This window comes from Massilia forsythiae (assembly GCF_012849555.1).
GTDB classification, from domain to species: Bacteria; Pseudomonadota; Gammaproteobacteria; order Burkholderiales; family Burkholderiaceae_D; genus Telluria; species Telluria forsythiae.
The window spans coordinates 5462391-5479356 of record NZ_CP051685.1; the positions used below are offsets into that span (position 1 = coordinate 5462391).

Sequence of the window (16966 nt, forward strand, 5' to 3'; positions counted from 1 at the left end):
CGCCCTAGCCCGGTTCGGCGGCCTTGCCAACATCCATAGCCGCCGACCAGTTGCGCTAGCGTTCTCAATCAAAACTTTTTTCGTGAAACCATACGCTTGGCTCGACAGGGAAAAGTCGTCCCCCTTCGCCTGGCGTCAAAGCCTTCCATTCACCAGCACGCTGCAAGCGCCACACACGGCCTTGCTCGAGCTCGGTTAATTGCCTGCGTATGCGAACTCGCCCCATGTGTCCCGATGGCGTTGTCTAAACTTGTCTTCGAAATCGATGCGCTCACCGGTGGACAATGTCCACCGCTCTTGCATGTCATCGAGCCAATCCATGTCCATTTCCCATTCGAGCTGAGACCTGATGTTGGCTTGCTCGGCTAGTTTTGCCGCGCCGTAATTGAAGACGGACGCCAACATAAGGACTGTCTTCATGTCCTCATGAAATCGTCGAGGCGGAATGTCCTTGGGAGGCACCGCCCCATGGGAATCTTTTTCGTTTGCCATGCGATGTCCGCTGGTAGAAGATCTGAACGGCTTCTCAAAATTTCCAAACATCGTCAACGAGGCAAAAGCGATCATGAATGCCGGGGGGTTTCAAATGTTGATTCCACAGGAACACAGCGATGCGGTCTGACTCTATTGTGGCCGAACGCTCTCGCGGAGATCACGCGGCATTCGCCTGCCATGCAATCCACTCTTGAAACCCTTGAAGTTTCGGCTGAGAGAAAAATGCCCTTTGCGCAACCCGAAACCGCCTCCATTTTGACTGCCGCGGCCATCGGATTCGATCAATCGCCTTCGTAAGCGAAGGCGCCCCAGATATCGCGATGGCGTTGGCGGAACTGCTGTTCAAATTCCTGCCTCTGTTTGGGCGAGAGATCCCATCGCAGATCAATTCCGTCGAGCCATTCCATGTCCATTCCCCACTCAAGCTCGGATTTCATTTTGGCCTCGCGGGCAATCTTCGCCTCGTCGCCGCCAAATATCTCCGCCAACCGCAGCACGGTCACCATGCTCTCATGAAAACGGCGGACTGGAATGGTGTCCGGAGGCTTCGCCAGGGCTTCGAATGTTCTGCTGTTTGCCATCGCGCATCCTTTAGGAGAAGATTCTTTCATCTCAAAACATCTGGGCAACGTCAACCCGGGCTCGATGACCATGGATGCTGATCTCTTCCAGAAAATTCTCTGCCACCCGAAAACTCGGCGCCTGTCGGACTTTGAGTGGGAAAACGCCTGCGAGCCCAAGTCTGGCGCGCGTTTTCAACTGGCCGCATCGGTCGGCGCCAACGGCCAGCCTGCGTTCGCGCTGCGACGTTGGCTCACCAACGGCGAAACAGTCGTAGTGGATGTCACTCAAACCGAAGTCTCCGAGGCGCTATTGGCGGGAAAACCTTGGATTGCGACGATTCTCAAAGTCGACCCGGAAGGCCGCGGGGTCATCGAGTCGCCGGACGAAAAAGCAGAGAAGTTCATCTTGGAGTCGATTTCGTTCGGCGACACAACCGCATCAATCATCTTTGAGCGCGGCATCTTCGAAGAGGCTGCCAAAGAAGAATTTCGACTCCTGCTTCGTTCGCCCAAATTGAGGCCAAAGCAGCAATACTTTTCCCTCATTTCCAACGACATGGCTGACGCAGTCTCACGCGGAGAACCCATGCTGTTGCGGGCTTTGCAGAACCACGTTTCGGCCCGGCTGGCTTTTCTCTCCGAGGATGCCGCAATTTTTTCCGCAGCCGAAGCGGCGTCCATTGGAGGCTCAGCGCATGAAAAGGCGCCAAAACGCGGGCCATCTTCTCTTTGAAAGAGTTTGCTCCGAGCCCTTTTTTACGAGTCAACTTGTCGCCATTGGCAAACGACGCGATCAGCGCGCGTCTGCCTCGTCCCGCGCAAGCATCGCCTCAATCTCAGAGAGGCTGGGCATCGAAGCATGGATCTGCGGGTCGCCTCTCGGCGCAGCATCGAGTTCGTCGACAAGATCCAGCAGGTCAATTAGCTCCTCAGAATCGTCTTCCGAAAGCGGCTCCATGCCCTCCTGCATAGGATCGCTCTCGCCATGGAATGCCGACGCCGGAGCATAGGCCACGCAGGCTGCCGCAGGCGCGGGCGCGATGGCTTTCACGCTCGCCGCCTCGCCGCCATGCTTCCCCTCCAACGCGGCGCCCTCCTCAAACATGAACCGCCGCGTCCACGGCGCGGGAACGTGGGCTGGACGGATGTTCTTGATGTCGAAGCGCGGCCAAAACAGCTCGTAGGCGTCGCCACCCATGCACAGCGCCATGCGCACGCCCCGTCCGTCCGGCGTCAGCCCCAGACGGGAGGCGAGCTCCGAAGGCTTGTAGAGGGGCATCTCGTCGCGCGAGAATGACAGCGTCGTCGATCGGCCCGATCCGGCGCCGACCGACGCCGAAACGTTGGCCCGCTCCACCTCGCGGCTGCCCAGCGCTTTGCAAAGCTGTTCGGAAGTCTCTCCGGGCATCATCTGCCCCAGCAAGATCGACCCGGCCATCGCCACGATGGCTTTGACGGTCTTGTCGCCATGAATCTCCTCAAGCTGGCCAAGGTCTTGGCAAGCGATCACGCAACGCACGCCGCGCGAGCGGCCGACATCGAACAGCGGGCGCATCGGGACCTTGCCCATCTGCGCCGATTCGTCCGCGATGAACCATATTTTTCGACGAGGATCATCATCCATCTCCACGCTGTTGACGATCGCGGCCACGACGCCGACGATCCCCTCCAAAAAACTTTTTGCCAGATCTGGATAGGCCCCGTGCCCTTGCAAAATGATTTGCGCCCTCTCGTCGCGGCCATGCGTCCATTCGACAAAACTCACTCGGCGGCTCTTGGGGGTTTCTCCCCACGCCTGGGCCAAGTCGCGCACGGGCGACATGAAAGACGCGAGATTGATCAGGATGCCTTGGGTCGTGACCGAAGCGCGCTCCACGGCCCGAACGGCCTCGCGGTGATGCTCCTCCATGATGGGCAGGATGTCCGAATGCGGCGCCGACGACATCGCGTCGAGCTCCTTCCATCCCCAATCGTCCCGCCGGGTCGCTTTGAGGTAGACCATGAACCCCACGAGGAGCTGGCGCGCCGCGTTGGACCACATGGGGTCTTGCGCCTCTTTGACGAACGCGGCGGCGAGCCTGCGCATGTCGCCGATGTTGCGCATATCCTTGGCCACGTCCCACGCCACCGAGCGCGCGTCCCAAGGCGCCAAGATCGCGGGCGACCCGAAGCCCTTGGTGAATTCGCCTTTGGGGTCGAAGATCAATGCCCGTTCGTTGGCTTTGACCACCTTCTCGATCAAGGGTTTGAGGGCGGTCGATTTGCCGGCTCCGGTGCCGGCCACCACCAGCATGTGGCGGGTCCACATGTCGGCCGGATAGGCAATGCCCGGCGCGAGGTCGTGGTCGGGGCGCGCCGCGCAGCGCTTGGCCAGCCTGCGGCGCAGCGCCGTCTTGGCGGCGTCGCCTTCCCACCTGGCCGGACCTCGAAGCACTGTGAGCCCGTCGCGCGGCTTCAACATTTTTGGCGCGAGCAAAGCGGCTGGCAGGCAGGCGCACAGCGCCGCGGCGCAGGCCCGCCATTGGAGCGCGAACTTTGGGGCCGGCGCCAGCCCCGCCAACCCTGAGGCGTAGCCCTTCGCGGCGTCGGGGAAGGCCGGCGCGAACGCTTGATGAATCAGCCAACGCATCGCCCACCCCGCATGCTCTTTGAGCTCGCCAGGTGGAGCGGCCAAGCCCGGCAGTGGCCGCCACAAAAGGGCCAGCGCGCCGACGCCGGAGATCGCGCCCAGCGCCGCGCCAGCGAACGCCCACGAAGACACCCCCACCCGCTTGGCCGTCGGCGCCACCAACGGCATCGCCCCCAAGTCATGCCGCGTCTTTTCTCTTCGCTCCATCCACGCCTCCCATGCCGCCAAAGAAGGCATTGCTGGAAGAAGCGTGAGCGCGCCGCTTCGATGGAAGGCCACCGATAAAAGGCGCTCGCCACCTTCCGTCAGGGCGGCGGGCCAAAGCGGCGTTCGAATCGCCAATTCAGCAAAGCACGACAACACGACAACCACCCTAGGAGAACCGATGATCGACTACGCCACGACGCAAGAAATCTTCGACGCTTTTGCCCAGCTCGCCGACCAAGAAAAATGCGCGCTATACGCCGCGGCTCACAAGCAGTTGGAAGGGACGCGGTTTTCCGCGCCGATGGACCTTGTGCACGAAGCGTTGTTCTTGGCGGCCGAAGGCCGGCGCAACTGGCCACGGGGCCTGAATTTTGCAATTTTCATGGCGATGACGATCCGCAGCGTCGCTTACGCCGATCGCACGCGCTTGGCGAACAAGCTCGCGCATCGCAGCCCAGTGGAAGACCTTTTGGAATGGTCGGAAAGCGGCGCATTGGTTGCCCACGCGTCGGCCGAGGAATGCGTGGAGCGGTCGCAAACTTGCGCCCTGATGTGGAAAAAGGTGTATTCGACCCGCGCTCGTTTGGAACATAAAGATCCGCTCGCGCGCAGCGTGTTGGACTGCATGCTGCAAGAGGAGCCGATCACGAGCCTGCGCGACGACTCGGGCATCGGCTCCGCGGAGCTGGAAGCGGCGAGAAAGCGCATGTTGCGCGCGTTGAAAAATACAGGGAGACTGTGAGCCCGAAAGCTTGGGATGGTCCCAAGCTTCGGCGCCGAAGCGCGACGGGGGCGGACATGAAAAGCAAAGGGAAGCGACAAGCCAATCTCAAGGCGGGCAACGCTTACGCGTATCCTGTGCAGGAATTTCTTCTTTTGGTCGAGGGCCTGGACGCCGCGGCCATCGCCGCCGCCTGCGAGCAAGGCGGCGCCGTCGAGGGAGGCGTGCCGCCCGCATGGGCGGGGCTTCCCAATCGGATGTCCACATTCCTAGCCCAAGCCGAACAGGCGATGCCTCCCGCCGCTGACGACATCGCGTCTGCGTCCATCGTGGCGGGCGACTTCGCGCGCGAACAAGACGGCCGCGTCTTCGCGCGCGGGAATGCGATGAACGCCAGGGGCGTCCGCGACGGCGACGAGCTTAAAACATTGGCCGACGTCGAGCCTTGCGAAGGCGACCTCGTCATTTTGGAGCGCGCCGGATTTGGCCGTCTACTGCGCGAGCTGCGTTTTCTTGGCGGAGCCGCCCTTCTCTGCTCCGGCAATCCCGAGCAGCCGGCCGTGCCCTTGAGGGACGGCGAACTGAGCCAACTGCGAGTGGTCGTCCCCACCGAGCGAGGTGACTGAGGGGTTGGGTTGTCGCCCAAGCCGGATCGCGTTGTGGACATGCCTTGAATGCCCTCACGCGCGCATCTCAGCCGCCGTCGCGAGGGCGGCCGCGACCAGGCCGCCATGGTTTTACTCGCGTCCCAAACGGCGACGTTTGCGCCGCGCATTCGGATCGATCCCCGCGGCGCGCATGGCGTCGTCGGGCGCCTTCTCGACCGCCGCGTTGGACGATGAACTGCGCGTCGTCGGCGTGGCATTGAACGCGAAGCCTCTTTAATCGCGACCAATCGCTTGCGAATTGGCGACTCGACGGAGAACCTTAACCCATTCGCGCATGCGCTCCTATAAAAAGGTTGCGAACCGCGCATTCGCGTGGCAAGAACTGGCTTTGCCCTCATTATCCAGGAGCCATCCATGTTCCCTCTTCCAAAATCGTCCACCGAACAAATCACCGACCTCATGTTCTTGGCAGGCAACCTTCGAGTCGCCTGCGAGCTGTGCGCGCGGGTGGAACGCACTGAGGAAATCGCCGGCATGCACAAAATTTTTGAACGCCAAATGGTCTCGGCGCTGCGAACCGCTGCGAAAATGCTCTCAGATTTGGAAAGTTCGGAGCGCTCAGGCGCAAGCAATCAGAACAACGAGCCGAGCCCTGCGCCCTGAGCCAGCTCGTTGAGCCTGCGCCCGTCGGCAGAGTTCACTCCATCTGCTTGCATGCGCTTAGCCACCGCCGATAAATTTTGCTTGATGGTGGCCCGCTGGTTGGCAGGCAATTGAACCAAGATTTCTTTAAGAATCATGGCAAGAATTTCGGCATCCGACGACTGCGGGTTAGGGATATACGTCATTTTATTGCCATTCTACGTTGGTCGAAGAATCGTCAAAGCCGATACTCTAGCACGCGCAAGTCGCCTCATTTCGCAGCGCGAGACAGCCCGTCATTGACCAAGTGAGAAGTCGCAGGTGAGCGTCAATCAAACAAGCAAATGAAAGGCGGCCTAGCGGCCGCCTTTCATTTGCACTGGCCGCGTTGCCCACATCTTCATGGACGTTGGCGCCGTCTTCGACGCTTGGATGGATCGATCCCCGCGGCGCGCATGGCGTCGTCGGCTACCTTCTCGACCGCCGCGTTGACTTCTTCCAGCGACAGCGCTCGCTTGGCGCCGTCCGCGGCGTCGCTTGGCGAGCGCGCCTCGCGCGGTTCTGGCTTGCTCCCGAAAGCCGGCACAACGTCTGAGCCTGAGGCAAACCATGCGACAAGATCGTCGACGCAAATCATCGGCGTCTTGTTGAACAGCCGGTAAGGCAGGAAAAAGCGCCCCGCCCTCATGTCCGCGTAGATCGCCGAAGGGGATCGTCCAAGGATCATGGCGAGCTTGGCTACCCCGATGAATGCCGAATCCAGCTGGTATTGCCCGATGAGCCCCATGCGCGTGGTCGTTTTGCGAGCCTCCATGCCGGCTTTGTCCAATGGCTCGATTTGAATGGCCTCGTTGCCCGAGATGCGCCGGGCGAGAGGCTCGCCCTGTTTTTCGCCGTCTCGGCCGAGCGCTTGCGCTTCGTCCATCTCGCCTGATGCTTGCTCGGCGAATTTTTTCTCCATGGCCTTTTTGTTCACCCAACCCTCCCGAAAAGCGCCGCCCACGCGGCGACGCGGGGATTGCTCGGCAGGGAGGCTTGGGCGCCATTGGCAAAAGAGATGAGAGAGGGTTTCGGACGCTCGGAAGGCTTCATACCCTCAGTCGACGCTCGACGAAAAACGCGGCGGACTGGCTTTGGGTTAAGCATGTGGGACCGGGCCCATAGCGTCATGCGAGGGTGAAATTGGCGCGCTTTAAAAAAAGCGAGTTAACAAGAAGCCGCCTATTGACACGCATGGAGGCGCTTGAGATAGGTAAACCCGACCTTAAACGTAAACATTCGTTTACCTATTTTTCGCGCACGCCAAACGAGGACCCCATGACCCATGAAACGCCAAACCCCGAGGACGATCACGACTATTGGCCACCCTACGTCTTCCCAGTCCCCCCAGCCGTGGACGAGTTCAACCCGACTGACGCTTCCGACGTGGCATCGATCACTGCCCAGACGCCAGCCAGCGCGCCTGAAAGCGAAGAGGACCATCGCGCCACCGCCTCGGCCGATCCCATCGTTGCGCCTGCCACGGCAACGAAGGTCAAACCGGCGCGGCGCGCCTATGGGCGCTCAACGACGACGGCGCCAATCGGGAAGCCGCTGTCAATGAGCCACCCCGCCGACCTGGACATGTTCCCCGCCTTCATGTCGAGAAGCGCCCTTTTTGGGGCATTCAGACCCAACTGTGGGGGAACCCACGAGGGAGCATTGAAGGCGGCCGGGGAAGTGTCGATCGCATTCACAGGGCCGCGCCTCTCCATGGCGGACAAGCGCGTCTGGGAGGCGATTGTCCGCGTCGCCAAGCGGGAGCGCCACGATCTCGCCCAACCGTTCAAAGCGCGCTTGGCGGAAATCGCCGAAATGGCCGGCTATGGACGCGGGCAGTCCCGCTCCGCTTGGGCTGCGATTGAACGGCTCGCGCGCTCGAACTTGGACGCGACGGTCTACGGGGCAAAAGCGAAGGGCTGGCTGTTGATGTCGGCGACGCCGAGCGGCCGCGACGCGACGGTCCGCCTAGACCCCGGCCTCGTTGAGCCCGCATTCGCCGAGACGATGCTGGCGTCGATGGCCGGCGCCGTGGGCGACGGCATCCAGGCGCCTTTGGCGCAGTGGCTGCGCGACTATTTCTCGACCCACAAGCCACTGGCCAAGCCCTTGACGTTGGACTACCTGCGGACGCTTAGCGGCTTCCCATCCCAGCCAAAGCATTTCGTCGCGGCGCTCGAAGCGTCGATGGAGCAGCTTCGCGCAGGCCGCCCCGACCTAATCGCGTCCTGGTCGATCGACAAAGGCGAAGGCGACGTCAACAAGAGCGCCAATTGGACCTTGCTCGCAGTTCGCGGCTCGGCCAAGCCCGACGTGAAGCACCCTGCAAAACGTTGCGCGCCTAGCGCGCCAGCCATCGCGCCCCAAGCAAAACGGCGCGGCGGTCCAAACCTATGATTTCAACCCACTTCGAATAGAGTAATGATATATTTTGAAGATATGTTACATAGTATTTAGTCGACCTCAATAGCCTCATATGTTACTCGCCCGAAACGATGGCGGGACGCTTAAAAACACATACCTGTTTATTAATTTCTAAAAAACCCGCGTTGAACTGGCCGATTTTGCTATGAAACCCGGTTTTTTTTGAGGGCCTGCGCGCGCGCGAAAAAAGACGACGGTTCGCTATTAAATGTTGGCGCGCCGCAGCTCAGATTTTTGACTTCATGGTAGCTTTCGATAAAATGTGTTAACAAAGCCTCTGCAAGAAGCGCCGCTTTCGCCTCAAATCCCAGTTTTGGTCAAGGCGACCCAGGATGCCAACCGGTCTGTCAGCGCGAGTTCACTACTGACTAAGCAAACATGAGTTTGGCGCTTAAATCCGGCTTTACGTGTCAGTCAAAACACGTGGCGCAGCAATCTGCAAAAATCTTGGAAGTCCAAAAGGGCGCAAAAAAGTTTCGCAGGCATTGACTTTCGCATCAGAACGATAGAAAAAAGCGGCGTGGGGTTAGCCACGCCGCTCAGGTCAGTCTAGCTCAATAGCACGGGCCACAGAGCAACGACAGGACGATCAATACCACGATGCGGAGCCTGTTGCGTTTCAACCAAAGCAGTGTTGTCTTCATGACAACCTCCAAGTGCGCAGCTTCTCAATTGAGCTGCTTCTGCGCCCCGCAAGGGGCGCAGTTTTTGGCGCGTCAATTCAACGCGGCCTTTGGACTTGGATGTCACATACAAAAATCCCAGATAGGCGAATCGCCACGGGATTTGCATTCGGCCGCGCATTTTAACCTTGGAATGCGCTCGCGAAGTTGGGTCGAGGCGTCGTCACCACAGTCTCGTTCCATTTTGCATGCTCCGATGGCGTTGAAAAACCCGCGTTCAAATGGCCAAAACTCGCGTTCAAATGGCCAATTCCCGTGTTCAAATGGCCGATATTCGCGAAAACTCGCGTTCAAATGGCCGCAAACTCGCGTTGAGTTGGCCGTTTTCCCTATGAGCTATAGGTTTTAAATAGAACTACAAAACCCATAGGCGCTCGGCGCGGCCTCCGGACAGCGCTTTGGCGCCGCCGAGGCCCGCCATGTCGGCTGAGCGCGGCGCGCGGCGCCGCCGACTTCTTGAAGCCCCAAAACCCACCCCCGAGGCGGCGCGCCCACAGGGCCGCGCCGAAAAGGCCGCTGCGCGCCGCAACGACGGCTTCCAGAAAGCGCCCTCTCGGCTTTGACATTGAAGCCCCTCATGAGTAGCCTGGCTGCTGACGATCAATCGGGCGTCTTCCCGCCTTGCCCCTTCCATGCCGCTCAAATGCATCCGCGACAATCAGCCCCTCATGGCTTGGGAGTTCGAGTCGGAGAACGCGTGGAAGGCTTTGCGCCAAGAAAACGCCAGCGCGAAGATGTTGAGGATGCCGTGCTGCGGCGCCGAGGTCACTCTGCGAACGAGCACATCGGGGACCAAGCGCTTCGCCCATGCACGCCATGACCGTCGCCCAACGGCGCCAGAATCTCCCATGGACAGATATTCGGGCAAAGATACACAAAGAGGATTCAAACCATCAAGCGCCTTGGATTGCTAGCGACTCCATGACTTTCTGAGCAAAAGGTCCGCTAAAAACACCTTTGCATTATTCGATGTCCTAATCAACTGCCAATCAGAAAAAACTTTGTCCAAGTCCGAAACTATTGACTGCACATAGGAGCGAGTATAAATAGCGGCAATATCATAATCAGCTTTATGCCGCTCATCCTGCAAGGATACGAATAACTTAGCAAGGTTTCTCAGCTCCGGTGAAATGGGAAAGGTCAACAAAATACTGATTTGAGGGTTGAATTTGCTCTGTGGCTGCGCATAAGATGCACAAACCAATTTCATTTCCACATGGCCAAAAGAGCGACGCAATTTCGCTCGCGCCTCCTTGCTAAGACGAGAGCCCAATACATCTGACGCCTCTTTCACAAGCAAATGAAATAACGCGTAATATGCGCAGGAGACTGATCTCCTCAAGCTTGCCTGTTTTGGCTTTCCCTTTTTCTCGAACACCGATAAATCCCGCGCCTGAGCTAGCAAACCAGCATGAAGACTCATATCAGTCTTCCGCCACCAGTTTGACATAGGGAAAATAATCCAATCCCATATCCAAGAGCTCATCGGCAATTTCACGCCTAACTCTGCTGAGCCTTCCGATTTTATCCTTAGATGGATGGTAGTCATCGTCAATGTGCAGATTTATATAAACGGAAGGAGCTCCGGACCAGTCAGGCGTGAATTCAAGATCATAACCATGAATATCATCAGGCCATTCGATGCGCTCGATCACCTCGCGGATTATTTTTTCATCGTCCATGATCTCCTCCCAATTAATTTCTTGACAATTTTGCACATTGAATACGCAAAGCATATCATAGCAAGCACCAAAGTCATTACCAGATGTCTAGCAGCATAGTGGTCATCATTGCGACCAGCTGGGCATTATTCATCCAGCGCCGCCGCACTGGAATCGGCTGAGCGCTCGCCGGCCAAGGGATTGCTGGCGGGGGCTCAAATAGGCGGACTAGGTCGCGCCCCCTGATCAAGCCTGGCAGTCCGTGGACGCGACCCCACGGATCGCGGACGTCTTGTCCACCAAGAACATCGCCAAGTTGCCTGAGAAGCGCAGTGGAGCTGCCAAGACAATAGCGACACGAGGCGTCAACATCAGGGATGCGCCGCGGCCGGTGTCGGAGCCCCTTGGCTTTTTCGCCAAAGCGGATTCCCGATCGAAAAGGAAACGCATGCCTTTGGATTGGGGTTCCACTCGGACGCCCTAGCCTTCGCCGTCAAACTGCCTTCGCCAAAGCATCATCCTTGGATGAGCGCCAAGGAACAAGAAAATTCAAGCTGTCCGAGCCAATCCATCGAGCTCTCGCGCTTCGTCGAAGGCGCTCTGACCGGCAAGTTGCGGGTCGCTCTCATTCTTGGGCTGACGACGCCAGTGGACGTCTTCACGGAAACCGCGCGCTGCTGGAAACGCGTAGAGGAGACGCGATTGGTCTTGGGCATCACGTTCGCGGTCAGCCGCGTCCTGCCCGGTTGCGCGGACGTCGAGCTTGATCTTCATTCGTTTGGAGACTGCTTGGAGGACGGCGTCGGCGTGGTCGCGCGCATGTTGCCGGCCGCGCTGTTGAAGCGCCACGGCATCGGCGAGCTGCGCCGGCGCCACAGCCGCGCGGAGGGCCGCTCCTACCTCTCCAACGGCTGCGTCCACTGCGACGCGCTGCAAGGTCGATTCTTCGAACATGAGCTGGGCTATGAGTTGGCCAAGACGCTCGAAGTCGAAGCGCGTTTCGAACCCGAGTGGGGCCCTCTCATGGAGCACGCACACAACGACATCTATCGATGGTGGTTCGACGAGCGAGGCTGATCCAGAAAATAAGTGGGCGCGAAAGCCACGCATTTTCTACCGTTTGTCTTAAAAGCTTGCCGCCCGAAACGCGCCGCAATTTGCGCGAATTATTCGATCCGCGCAAACATCGAAATCAAAAAATATAAAAATGCAAATCACTAAAAAAGTAAATGATTGATTTATCATTATATTAGCTTATTTTATCGGTAATTTTACGTTGACAAAGCCACCATCAAGGGCATCTCTAATCAACCCTTTGTTCTTAATCACAAAAAAATTAGTCCTTGTCCCACTTTGGTTTCTTTGAGGTAGTTGAACGCGAGCAGCCCGGCACACCGCAATTTTTACCGCGGCACCGGCCGCGCTTTGACTCGCGCCTTTTGTCTATTTTTCGGCGAGTCAAGTCCAGCGATCAGCAAAGGCGACTCGCACCCACATCAACTACCTTGGAGCAAAGACACATGGGAATCAAAGTAAAAACGCAAGCGGATGGCTCGTCAAAGTTTGAAGCAGATGTCCGAATCAAAGGAGTCGAGCGAAAAACCATGACCTTCAAAACCCGAGCGCAAGCGGAACATTTCATCGACACCATCAAATCGGCCGCGCGAAAGGCCACAACTTCCACCGCGTCGCATCGACTGGCGCAAAAGGCAAAAACAGGCGACTCCCGAACTTATGGAAGGGCACTTCTCGCGGACGTGGTCGCCGCTTTTCGCGAAAGCTCAAAGTGCTCGGCGCGCGCCAAAAAAAGTCTTATTCCCGTCGCGGATTTTGTCGGCGCCGTCACGGTTGAGAAGGCCGACGAGGCTTGGACCGAGCAATATGTGGCCAAAGTTCGAGCCCTCAAAACTCATATGCGGACAAATTATTCCTACGCGACCATCAACGGCCAAATCTTGGGCCTCGTGTCCGCATGCGGATGGTGGGCAAAGCAGAATCATTTTCGCAATCCCACCATTGAAATCAGCAACGCGTGTTTCCCGAAAAACTGGGACGTCAAGCGTGACCGTCGGCTGGAAGGTGGGGAATACGACCGCATCATGGAGCAAATTTCCTTGCTTCCGAGTCGGAGTAATGAATCGCGTTGCCTTGTCGAGCTGTGCCTCGAAACTGGCGCTCGTCTCCAAGAACTCATTCTGGCCGAATGGAAAGAATTTGAACGGGCAGACCAATTGTGGAAAATTCCAGCCTCGCATACCAAGAAAAAGAAAAAGCGCAGCGTGCCGCTTTCAGGCAAAGCCCGCGCAGTCATTGCTGATCTTAGGGCGCTTCGCCAAGCTGATGATGCTCGCATCTTCCAAGTCTTCCCCACTCCTGGCGCCGCATCGCACCACTTCCACCGTATTTTCAAGGCGGCGCGAATAGTCGATTTTCGCTTTCATGACTTGCGCCACGAAGCGATCAGCAGAATGTGCATCGACAAACCCAAAGCCCCGGTCAAAGCCATCATGGAAATCGTCGGCCACCAGACCTATCAAGCGTTCACTCGGTATTCCCACCTTCGCGACGATGAGCTCGTCGGACTGCTTGACTGATTCGGGCCACTCGCGTTGAAAGGTCGCCACCACGAACGAAACCCACGCAGATTGTGACGGTGGTCCGTGGGTCCAACGCTCATCATGGGAAAGACCATCCGTTAAACAAGCACGCCCGACCAACGGATTGTTGGCCGGGCCTTTTCTTGTGGCGTCGCGCGCTATCCGTCAGCAACCCATGGGAGGAGAAAACGCATGATCGAAGAAGAAAATAGCCCCGTGGAGACGCGACGAGTCACCCGCAAGCGCAAAACAAGCCAAGCCGCCTACGCGCGAAGCAAATCTCAAACCGAGCATGTCTTGCTCAGGCTCGGAAAGGGCTCGCTGGCCCTGTTGGACGCAGCGCGCGCTAAAAATGGTTTGTCGCGTTCAGCCTGCGTCGAGGCGTGGCTGCGCTCGAAAGCCGCAACCCGCGAGCCCGAAGAGGATATCGTCCGTTCGACGTCTCCTTCGACGTCCATCGGTGACGAATTCGAAGCGCTGTTTGGCGGCAGGAAGTGATGCATGCTGTCGATCACCAAGATCAACTCGTCTTCCAACCAAGCCAAGCGCGGCGACGCCGGAGGATATCTGCATTACCTGGGAGGCCCATCCACGACGACCAAGCAACGCGGCGACTTCGACGACTATGCCCGAGGCGACGCCAAGCAGGCCGGCCTGCAGCCGACCTGGGCGTGCTCCGGCGCTTCGCTCCTTGGCCTGTCCGGTGTTGCCCAGCCCGAGCAGGTCGAACGTCTCGCCAAAGGCTTCCACCCCTTGACCGGCGAGGAGCTCGTCCGAGGCGCCGGGGAAGAACACGTGATGGGTTTGGACATGACCTTCTCCGCCCCCAAGGACGTCTCGGCCGTCTTCGCCGGCGGCGATGGCGCGACTCGCGAGGCTGTGGCCAACGCCGTCATGCAAGCCGCCAAAGCCGCCCTCGCCCACGTCGAGTCTCAATGCGTCACCCGGCATGGCAGCGCGGGACACGAAAAGCGCTTCGCCCAAGCCGCGCTCGCCGCGTGCTATCCCCACTTCTCCAGCCGCGCCGGCGAGCCTCAGCTCCACGTCCACGGGTTTCTCTTCAACTTGGGCAAGCGCGAAGGCGACGAGGAGTGGAGCGCCTTGGAGCAGCGGGCCCAGTTCGAGCGCAAGATGGCCACTGGCATTCTCTTTCGCGCGGAGCTGGCCAGCCGCATGAAGGCGCTGGGCTTTGAGGTCGAGGCGGATGGCAAATACTTCACCTTGCGCGGCATCAATCAAGCGCAGCGCGACGCGCTGTCGTCGCGCTCCAAACAGATCGCCGAATATGTGCGCGAGTGCGGCATGCTCGACGGCGCGGCGGCCCGCGAAGTCGCCGCCCTCAACACTCGCCAAGCCAAGGCCGAGCCGCCCCTGCCGGAGCTCCTAGCCAGCTTCTCCGAGCAGGCGGCCGCCATTGGCCTGACGCCGCAAAGCGTCGCGGCGATGCGGACGCTCGCGCCCTCGCCGGCTTCCAATTCAGCTCAAAACCAAGCTTCAAACCCAGCTCCAACCCCTGCCTGCGACCCGGCGGGTCCACTGCCCAATGCCGATCAGCGTGACCAGGGCGCGGCCCCATGCGACGCGCCAATCCCCTTCGAGCTCGACCACGATGAAGTGATGGAGCGACTCATGGAGTCGCAGTCGTGCGCCACTTCGTCCGACGCACTCGCCCTCATCTGCGAGATGGCGATGGGACACTGGGACGCGGCGCGTTGCGTCGCGGAGCTCGGCCGATTCATGGCGTCGCCGTTGGCGGTCCGCCTCGGGCGAACCGAACAGCTCGAAGACGTGTTCACATCCACCTCCACGCTCGCCATGGAGACCGAATGCTCGCAGGCCGTGGGTCGCGGCGCCGAAGGCAAAGCCCACCGCCTGAACCGGCGCGCCATCGACCGGGAGTTCGACCGGCTCGAAGCTGAAATCTCCGCCAAGATCGGCGCGCCGGCTTCGCTGGCGCAGCAGCGCGCGGCGGCGCTGCATGTGGCCTGCCAAACAGGCGACCACGCCTTCGTGGAAGGCTGGGCGGGCACGGGCAAAACGACCATGCTCAAAGCCCTTGGCGACGCTTACGAGGCGTCCGGCTTCGAGGTTCTCGGCTGCTGCCAATCGGCGGCCGCGAGCCAAAACCTCGCGCGCGAAACCGGCATCCCCTCGCGCACCATCGCGAGCCTGCTGCATGCGTTGGGCAAAGGCAAAGCCAAGCTGGGGGCCCAAACGATCTTGGTCCTTGACGAAGCCGGCATGGTCGGCTCGAAGGAGTTTTCGCTCCTCCAGCGGGCTGTTCTGGATGCGGGCGGCAAGCTGGTGGCGGTCGGCGACGCCAAGCAGCTCCAACCAATCGCCGCCGGCGGCATTTTTCGGGCGCTGTGCGAGCGCCATGGCAAGGTCGAGATCTCCAACATCCAGCGCCAGCGCACTGACTTCGGCCCGCTGCTGGATTGGCTGCGATCGCGCGGCGAGCTGTCCAAGCGCGCCGCCGCGGCGCTGCGCCAACTTCCCGAGGACGCGCGCCTTGGCGCCTTGGAGTCGCTTTGCGCCGCGCTGCCCAAACTCGCCCGAGCTTTCGCGCGGTGGCGCGAGCGCTACGACCACCGCTGGCTGCGCGCCGCGGTGCGCAAGTTCGCCCTCGGCGACGCCAAACAGGCGCTGTCGATGCTGGACGAGAAGGGCCGATTGAAGCTGATATCGGGACATACGGCTGCCCTCGACGCGCTGATATCCGATTGGGCCGCCGACAAGGCGCCGCTTCGCGACAAAACCATGATCGCCGGCAGCCGCGCCGAAGTCCGAGAGCTCAACGAAAAAGCGCGGGCGCTGCTGATATCCGCCGGCCAAGTCCGCGATGGCCAAGCGTTGGATATCGAAATCATTCACCGCGACGACGCGCGCGAAATCAAACGCTTCGCGCCGGGCGACCGGGTGGTCTTCACCAAGAACGACAAGACCCTCGGCGTGGCCAACGGGGTCGCCGGCACGATCGTGGCGATCGACCAAGCCGCGTTCACGCCACTGCTTCGAGTCGAGCTCGACGACGCCAATGAGCTCGGCGAAACTGTCGTGATGGTTCCCCCGGCGTTCGGCCGCTTCGACCATGGCTACTGCCTGACCAACCACAAGTCGCAGGGCCGCACGTTCGATTCGGCCTATTGCCTCGTCAACCCGGCGATGGCCGACCGGGAATGGACCTACGTGGCCGCCAGCCGCTCGCGCTTCTCCACCACGCTTTACGTCAACCGAGGAGCGCTCGCGAAGGTCTACCTCGACTCGCACCAGCCTGCGGACAAAGATCCTGAGCTCGAAGAGCGCGCCGATCAGGTCGAAAAGCTCGCTTTTTCCATGTCCAAGTCCCGTCCCAAGGGAACGGCCCTGGATTGGACGTTTCCGGTCAAAAAAGCATGGGTTTCGGGCCGTGGCGAGAAGCCAGCGCGGTCAAGAGGCGATGATCGCGCGCCTGGCCGCCCTGAGGGCGCTCGTTCCAAGCCCCGCGCGGCGCGGCCACGCCCTGACCCGTCGGGTTCTGAGGCAACGAGGCGAGCGAAGCCCAAGCGCGATCCAGCGCCAAGCGACATGGGGAGGCCGCGTTGAACTGGGCGGGGCCATGGCCCAGCCAACCCACGACCGCCCAACGATCATGCAGAGAGCGGCCACGCCCGCGACGCCCATGCGACGATTCATTAACACACGTGGGAGTTGATCA

General features: G+C 59.8%; 16 protein-coding genes. 9 read left to right on the forward strand and 7 right to left on the reverse strand.

Annotated features, from left to right (window positions below; all coding sequences use genetic code 11):
* Window positions 1-195 precede the first annotated feature (195 nt).
* Together HH212_RS22880 and HH212_RS22885 are read right to left on the reverse strand one after the other, a co-directional pair.
* Window positions 196-492 (reverse strand): hypothetical protein, encoded by a 297-nt coding sequence (locus tag HH212_RS22880; RefSeq protein ID WP_170204596.1) that lies wholly within the window; start codon window positions 490-492, stop codon window positions 196-198.
* A 284-nt stretch (window positions 493-776) separates the two neighbouring features.
* Complete coding sequence (locus HH212_RS22885) at window positions 777-1148, reverse strand: hypothetical protein (RefSeq protein ID WP_170204597.1); 372 nt, start codon at window positions 1146-1148, stop codon at window positions 777-779.
* Here HH212_RS22885 and HH212_RS22890 point away from each other — a divergent pair.
* Complete coding sequence (locus tag HH212_RS22890) at window positions 1147-1791, forward strand: hypothetical protein (protein WP_170204598.1); 645 nt, start codon at window positions 1147-1149, stop codon at window positions 1789-1791. The two genes, HH212_RS22885 and HH212_RS22890, sit on opposite strands and share 2 nt — an antisense overlap.
* A gap of 60 nt (window positions 1792-1851) precedes the next feature.
* Here HH212_RS22890 and HH212_RS22895 read toward each other — a convergent pair whose 3' ends face one another.
* Window positions 1852-3894: a type IV secretion system DNA-binding domain-containing protein gene (locus HH212_RS22895; RefSeq protein WP_229217420.1), complete on the reverse strand. Its 2043-nt coding sequence runs from the start codon at window positions 3892-3894 to the stop codon at window positions 1852-1854.
* Window positions 3895-4072: 178 nt separating this feature from the next.
* Here HH212_RS22895 and HH212_RS22900 point away from each other — a divergent pair, with 178 nt between their 5' ends.
* The 3 genes from HH212_RS22900 to HH212_RS22910 all read left to right on the forward strand — a co-directional run bounded on the left by HH212_RS22900 (window position 4073) and on the right by HH212_RS22910 (window position 5886).
* Complete coding sequence (locus HH212_RS22900; protein ID WP_170204599.1) at window positions 4073-4636, forward strand: hypothetical protein; 564 nt, start codon at window positions 4073-4075, stop codon at window positions 4634-4636.
* A 56-nt stretch (window positions 4637-4692) separates the two neighbouring features.
* Window positions 4693-5241 carry a hypothetical protein gene (locus HH212_RS22905; protein WP_170204600.1) on the forward strand — a complete coding sequence of 183 codons (549 nt, stop codon included), beginning with the start codon at window positions 4693-4695 and terminating at the stop codon, window positions 5239-5241.
* Between the two features lie 396 nt (window positions 5242-5637).
* On the forward strand, window positions 5638-5886 hold the full coding sequence (locus HH212_RS22910) for a hypothetical protein (RefSeq protein ID WP_170204601.1): 249 nt from the start codon (window positions 5638-5640) through the stop codon (window positions 5884-5886).
* On the opposite strand, the gene HH212_RS22915 is transcribed toward HH212_RS22910, so the two are convergent.
* Complete coding sequence (locus tag HH212_RS22915; RefSeq protein WP_170204602.1) at window positions 5856-6071, reverse strand: hypothetical protein; 216 nt, start codon at window positions 6069-6071, stop codon at window positions 5856-5858. The genes HH212_RS22910 and HH212_RS22915 overlap by 31 nt on opposite strands.
* Before the next feature lie 194 nt (window positions 6072-6265).
* Window positions 6266-6841 (reverse strand): helix-turn-helix transcriptional regulator, encoded by a 576-nt coding sequence (locus HH212_RS22920; RefSeq protein ID WP_170204603.1) that lies wholly within the window; start codon window positions 6839-6841, stop codon window positions 6266-6268.
* A gap of 248 nt (window positions 6842-7089) precedes the next feature.
* Between HH212_RS22920 and HH212_RS22925 the strand changes: the two genes are divergently transcribed.
* On the forward strand, window positions 7090-8301 hold the full coding sequence (locus HH212_RS22925) for a hypothetical protein (RefSeq protein ID WP_170204604.1): 1212 nt from the start codon (window positions 7090-7092) through the stop codon (window positions 8299-8301).
* Between the two features lie 1620 nt (window positions 8302-9921).
* On the opposite strand, the gene HH212_RS22930 is transcribed toward HH212_RS22925, so the two are convergent.
* Both HH212_RS22930 and HH212_RS22935 read right to left on the reverse strand, forming a co-directional pair.
* Window positions 9922-10434, reverse strand: a complete 513-nt coding sequence (locus HH212_RS22930; RefSeq protein WP_170204605.1) for a hypothetical protein — start codon at window positions 10432-10434, stop codon at window positions 9922-9924.
* Between the two features lies 1 nt (window position 10435).
* Window positions 10436-10693 (reverse strand): hypothetical protein, encoded by a 258-nt coding sequence (locus HH212_RS22935; protein ID WP_170204606.1) that lies wholly within the window; start codon window positions 10691-10693, stop codon window positions 10436-10438.
* Window positions 10694-11197: 504 nt separating this feature from the next.
* Between HH212_RS22935 and HH212_RS22940 the strand changes: the two genes are divergently transcribed.
* The 4 genes from HH212_RS22940 to mobF all read left to right on the forward strand — a co-directional run bounded on the left by HH212_RS22940 (window position 11198) and on the right by mobF (window position 16854).
* Window positions 11198-11749, forward strand: a complete 552-nt coding sequence (locus HH212_RS22940) for a hypothetical protein (protein WP_170204607.1) — start codon at window positions 11198-11200, stop codon at window positions 11747-11749.
* 443 nt (window positions 11750-12192) lie between these two features.
* Window positions 12193-13266: a site-specific integrase gene (locus HH212_RS22945; RefSeq protein ID WP_170204608.1), complete on the forward strand. Its 1074-nt coding sequence runs from the start codon at window positions 12193-12195 to the stop codon at window positions 13264-13266.
* 195 nt (window positions 13267-13461) lie between these two features.
* Window positions 13462-13767 carry a hypothetical protein gene (locus HH212_RS22950; protein WP_170204609.1) on the forward strand — a complete coding sequence of 102 codons (306 nt, stop codon included), beginning with the start codon at window positions 13462-13464 and terminating at the stop codon, window positions 13765-13767.
* A gap of 3 nt (window positions 13768-13770) precedes the next feature.
* Complete coding sequence (gene mobF, locus HH212_RS22955) at window positions 13771-16854, forward strand: MobF family relaxase (RefSeq protein ID WP_170204610.1); 3084 nt, start codon at window positions 13771-13773, stop codon at window positions 16852-16854.
* Window positions 16855-16966: the final 112 nt, after the last annotated feature.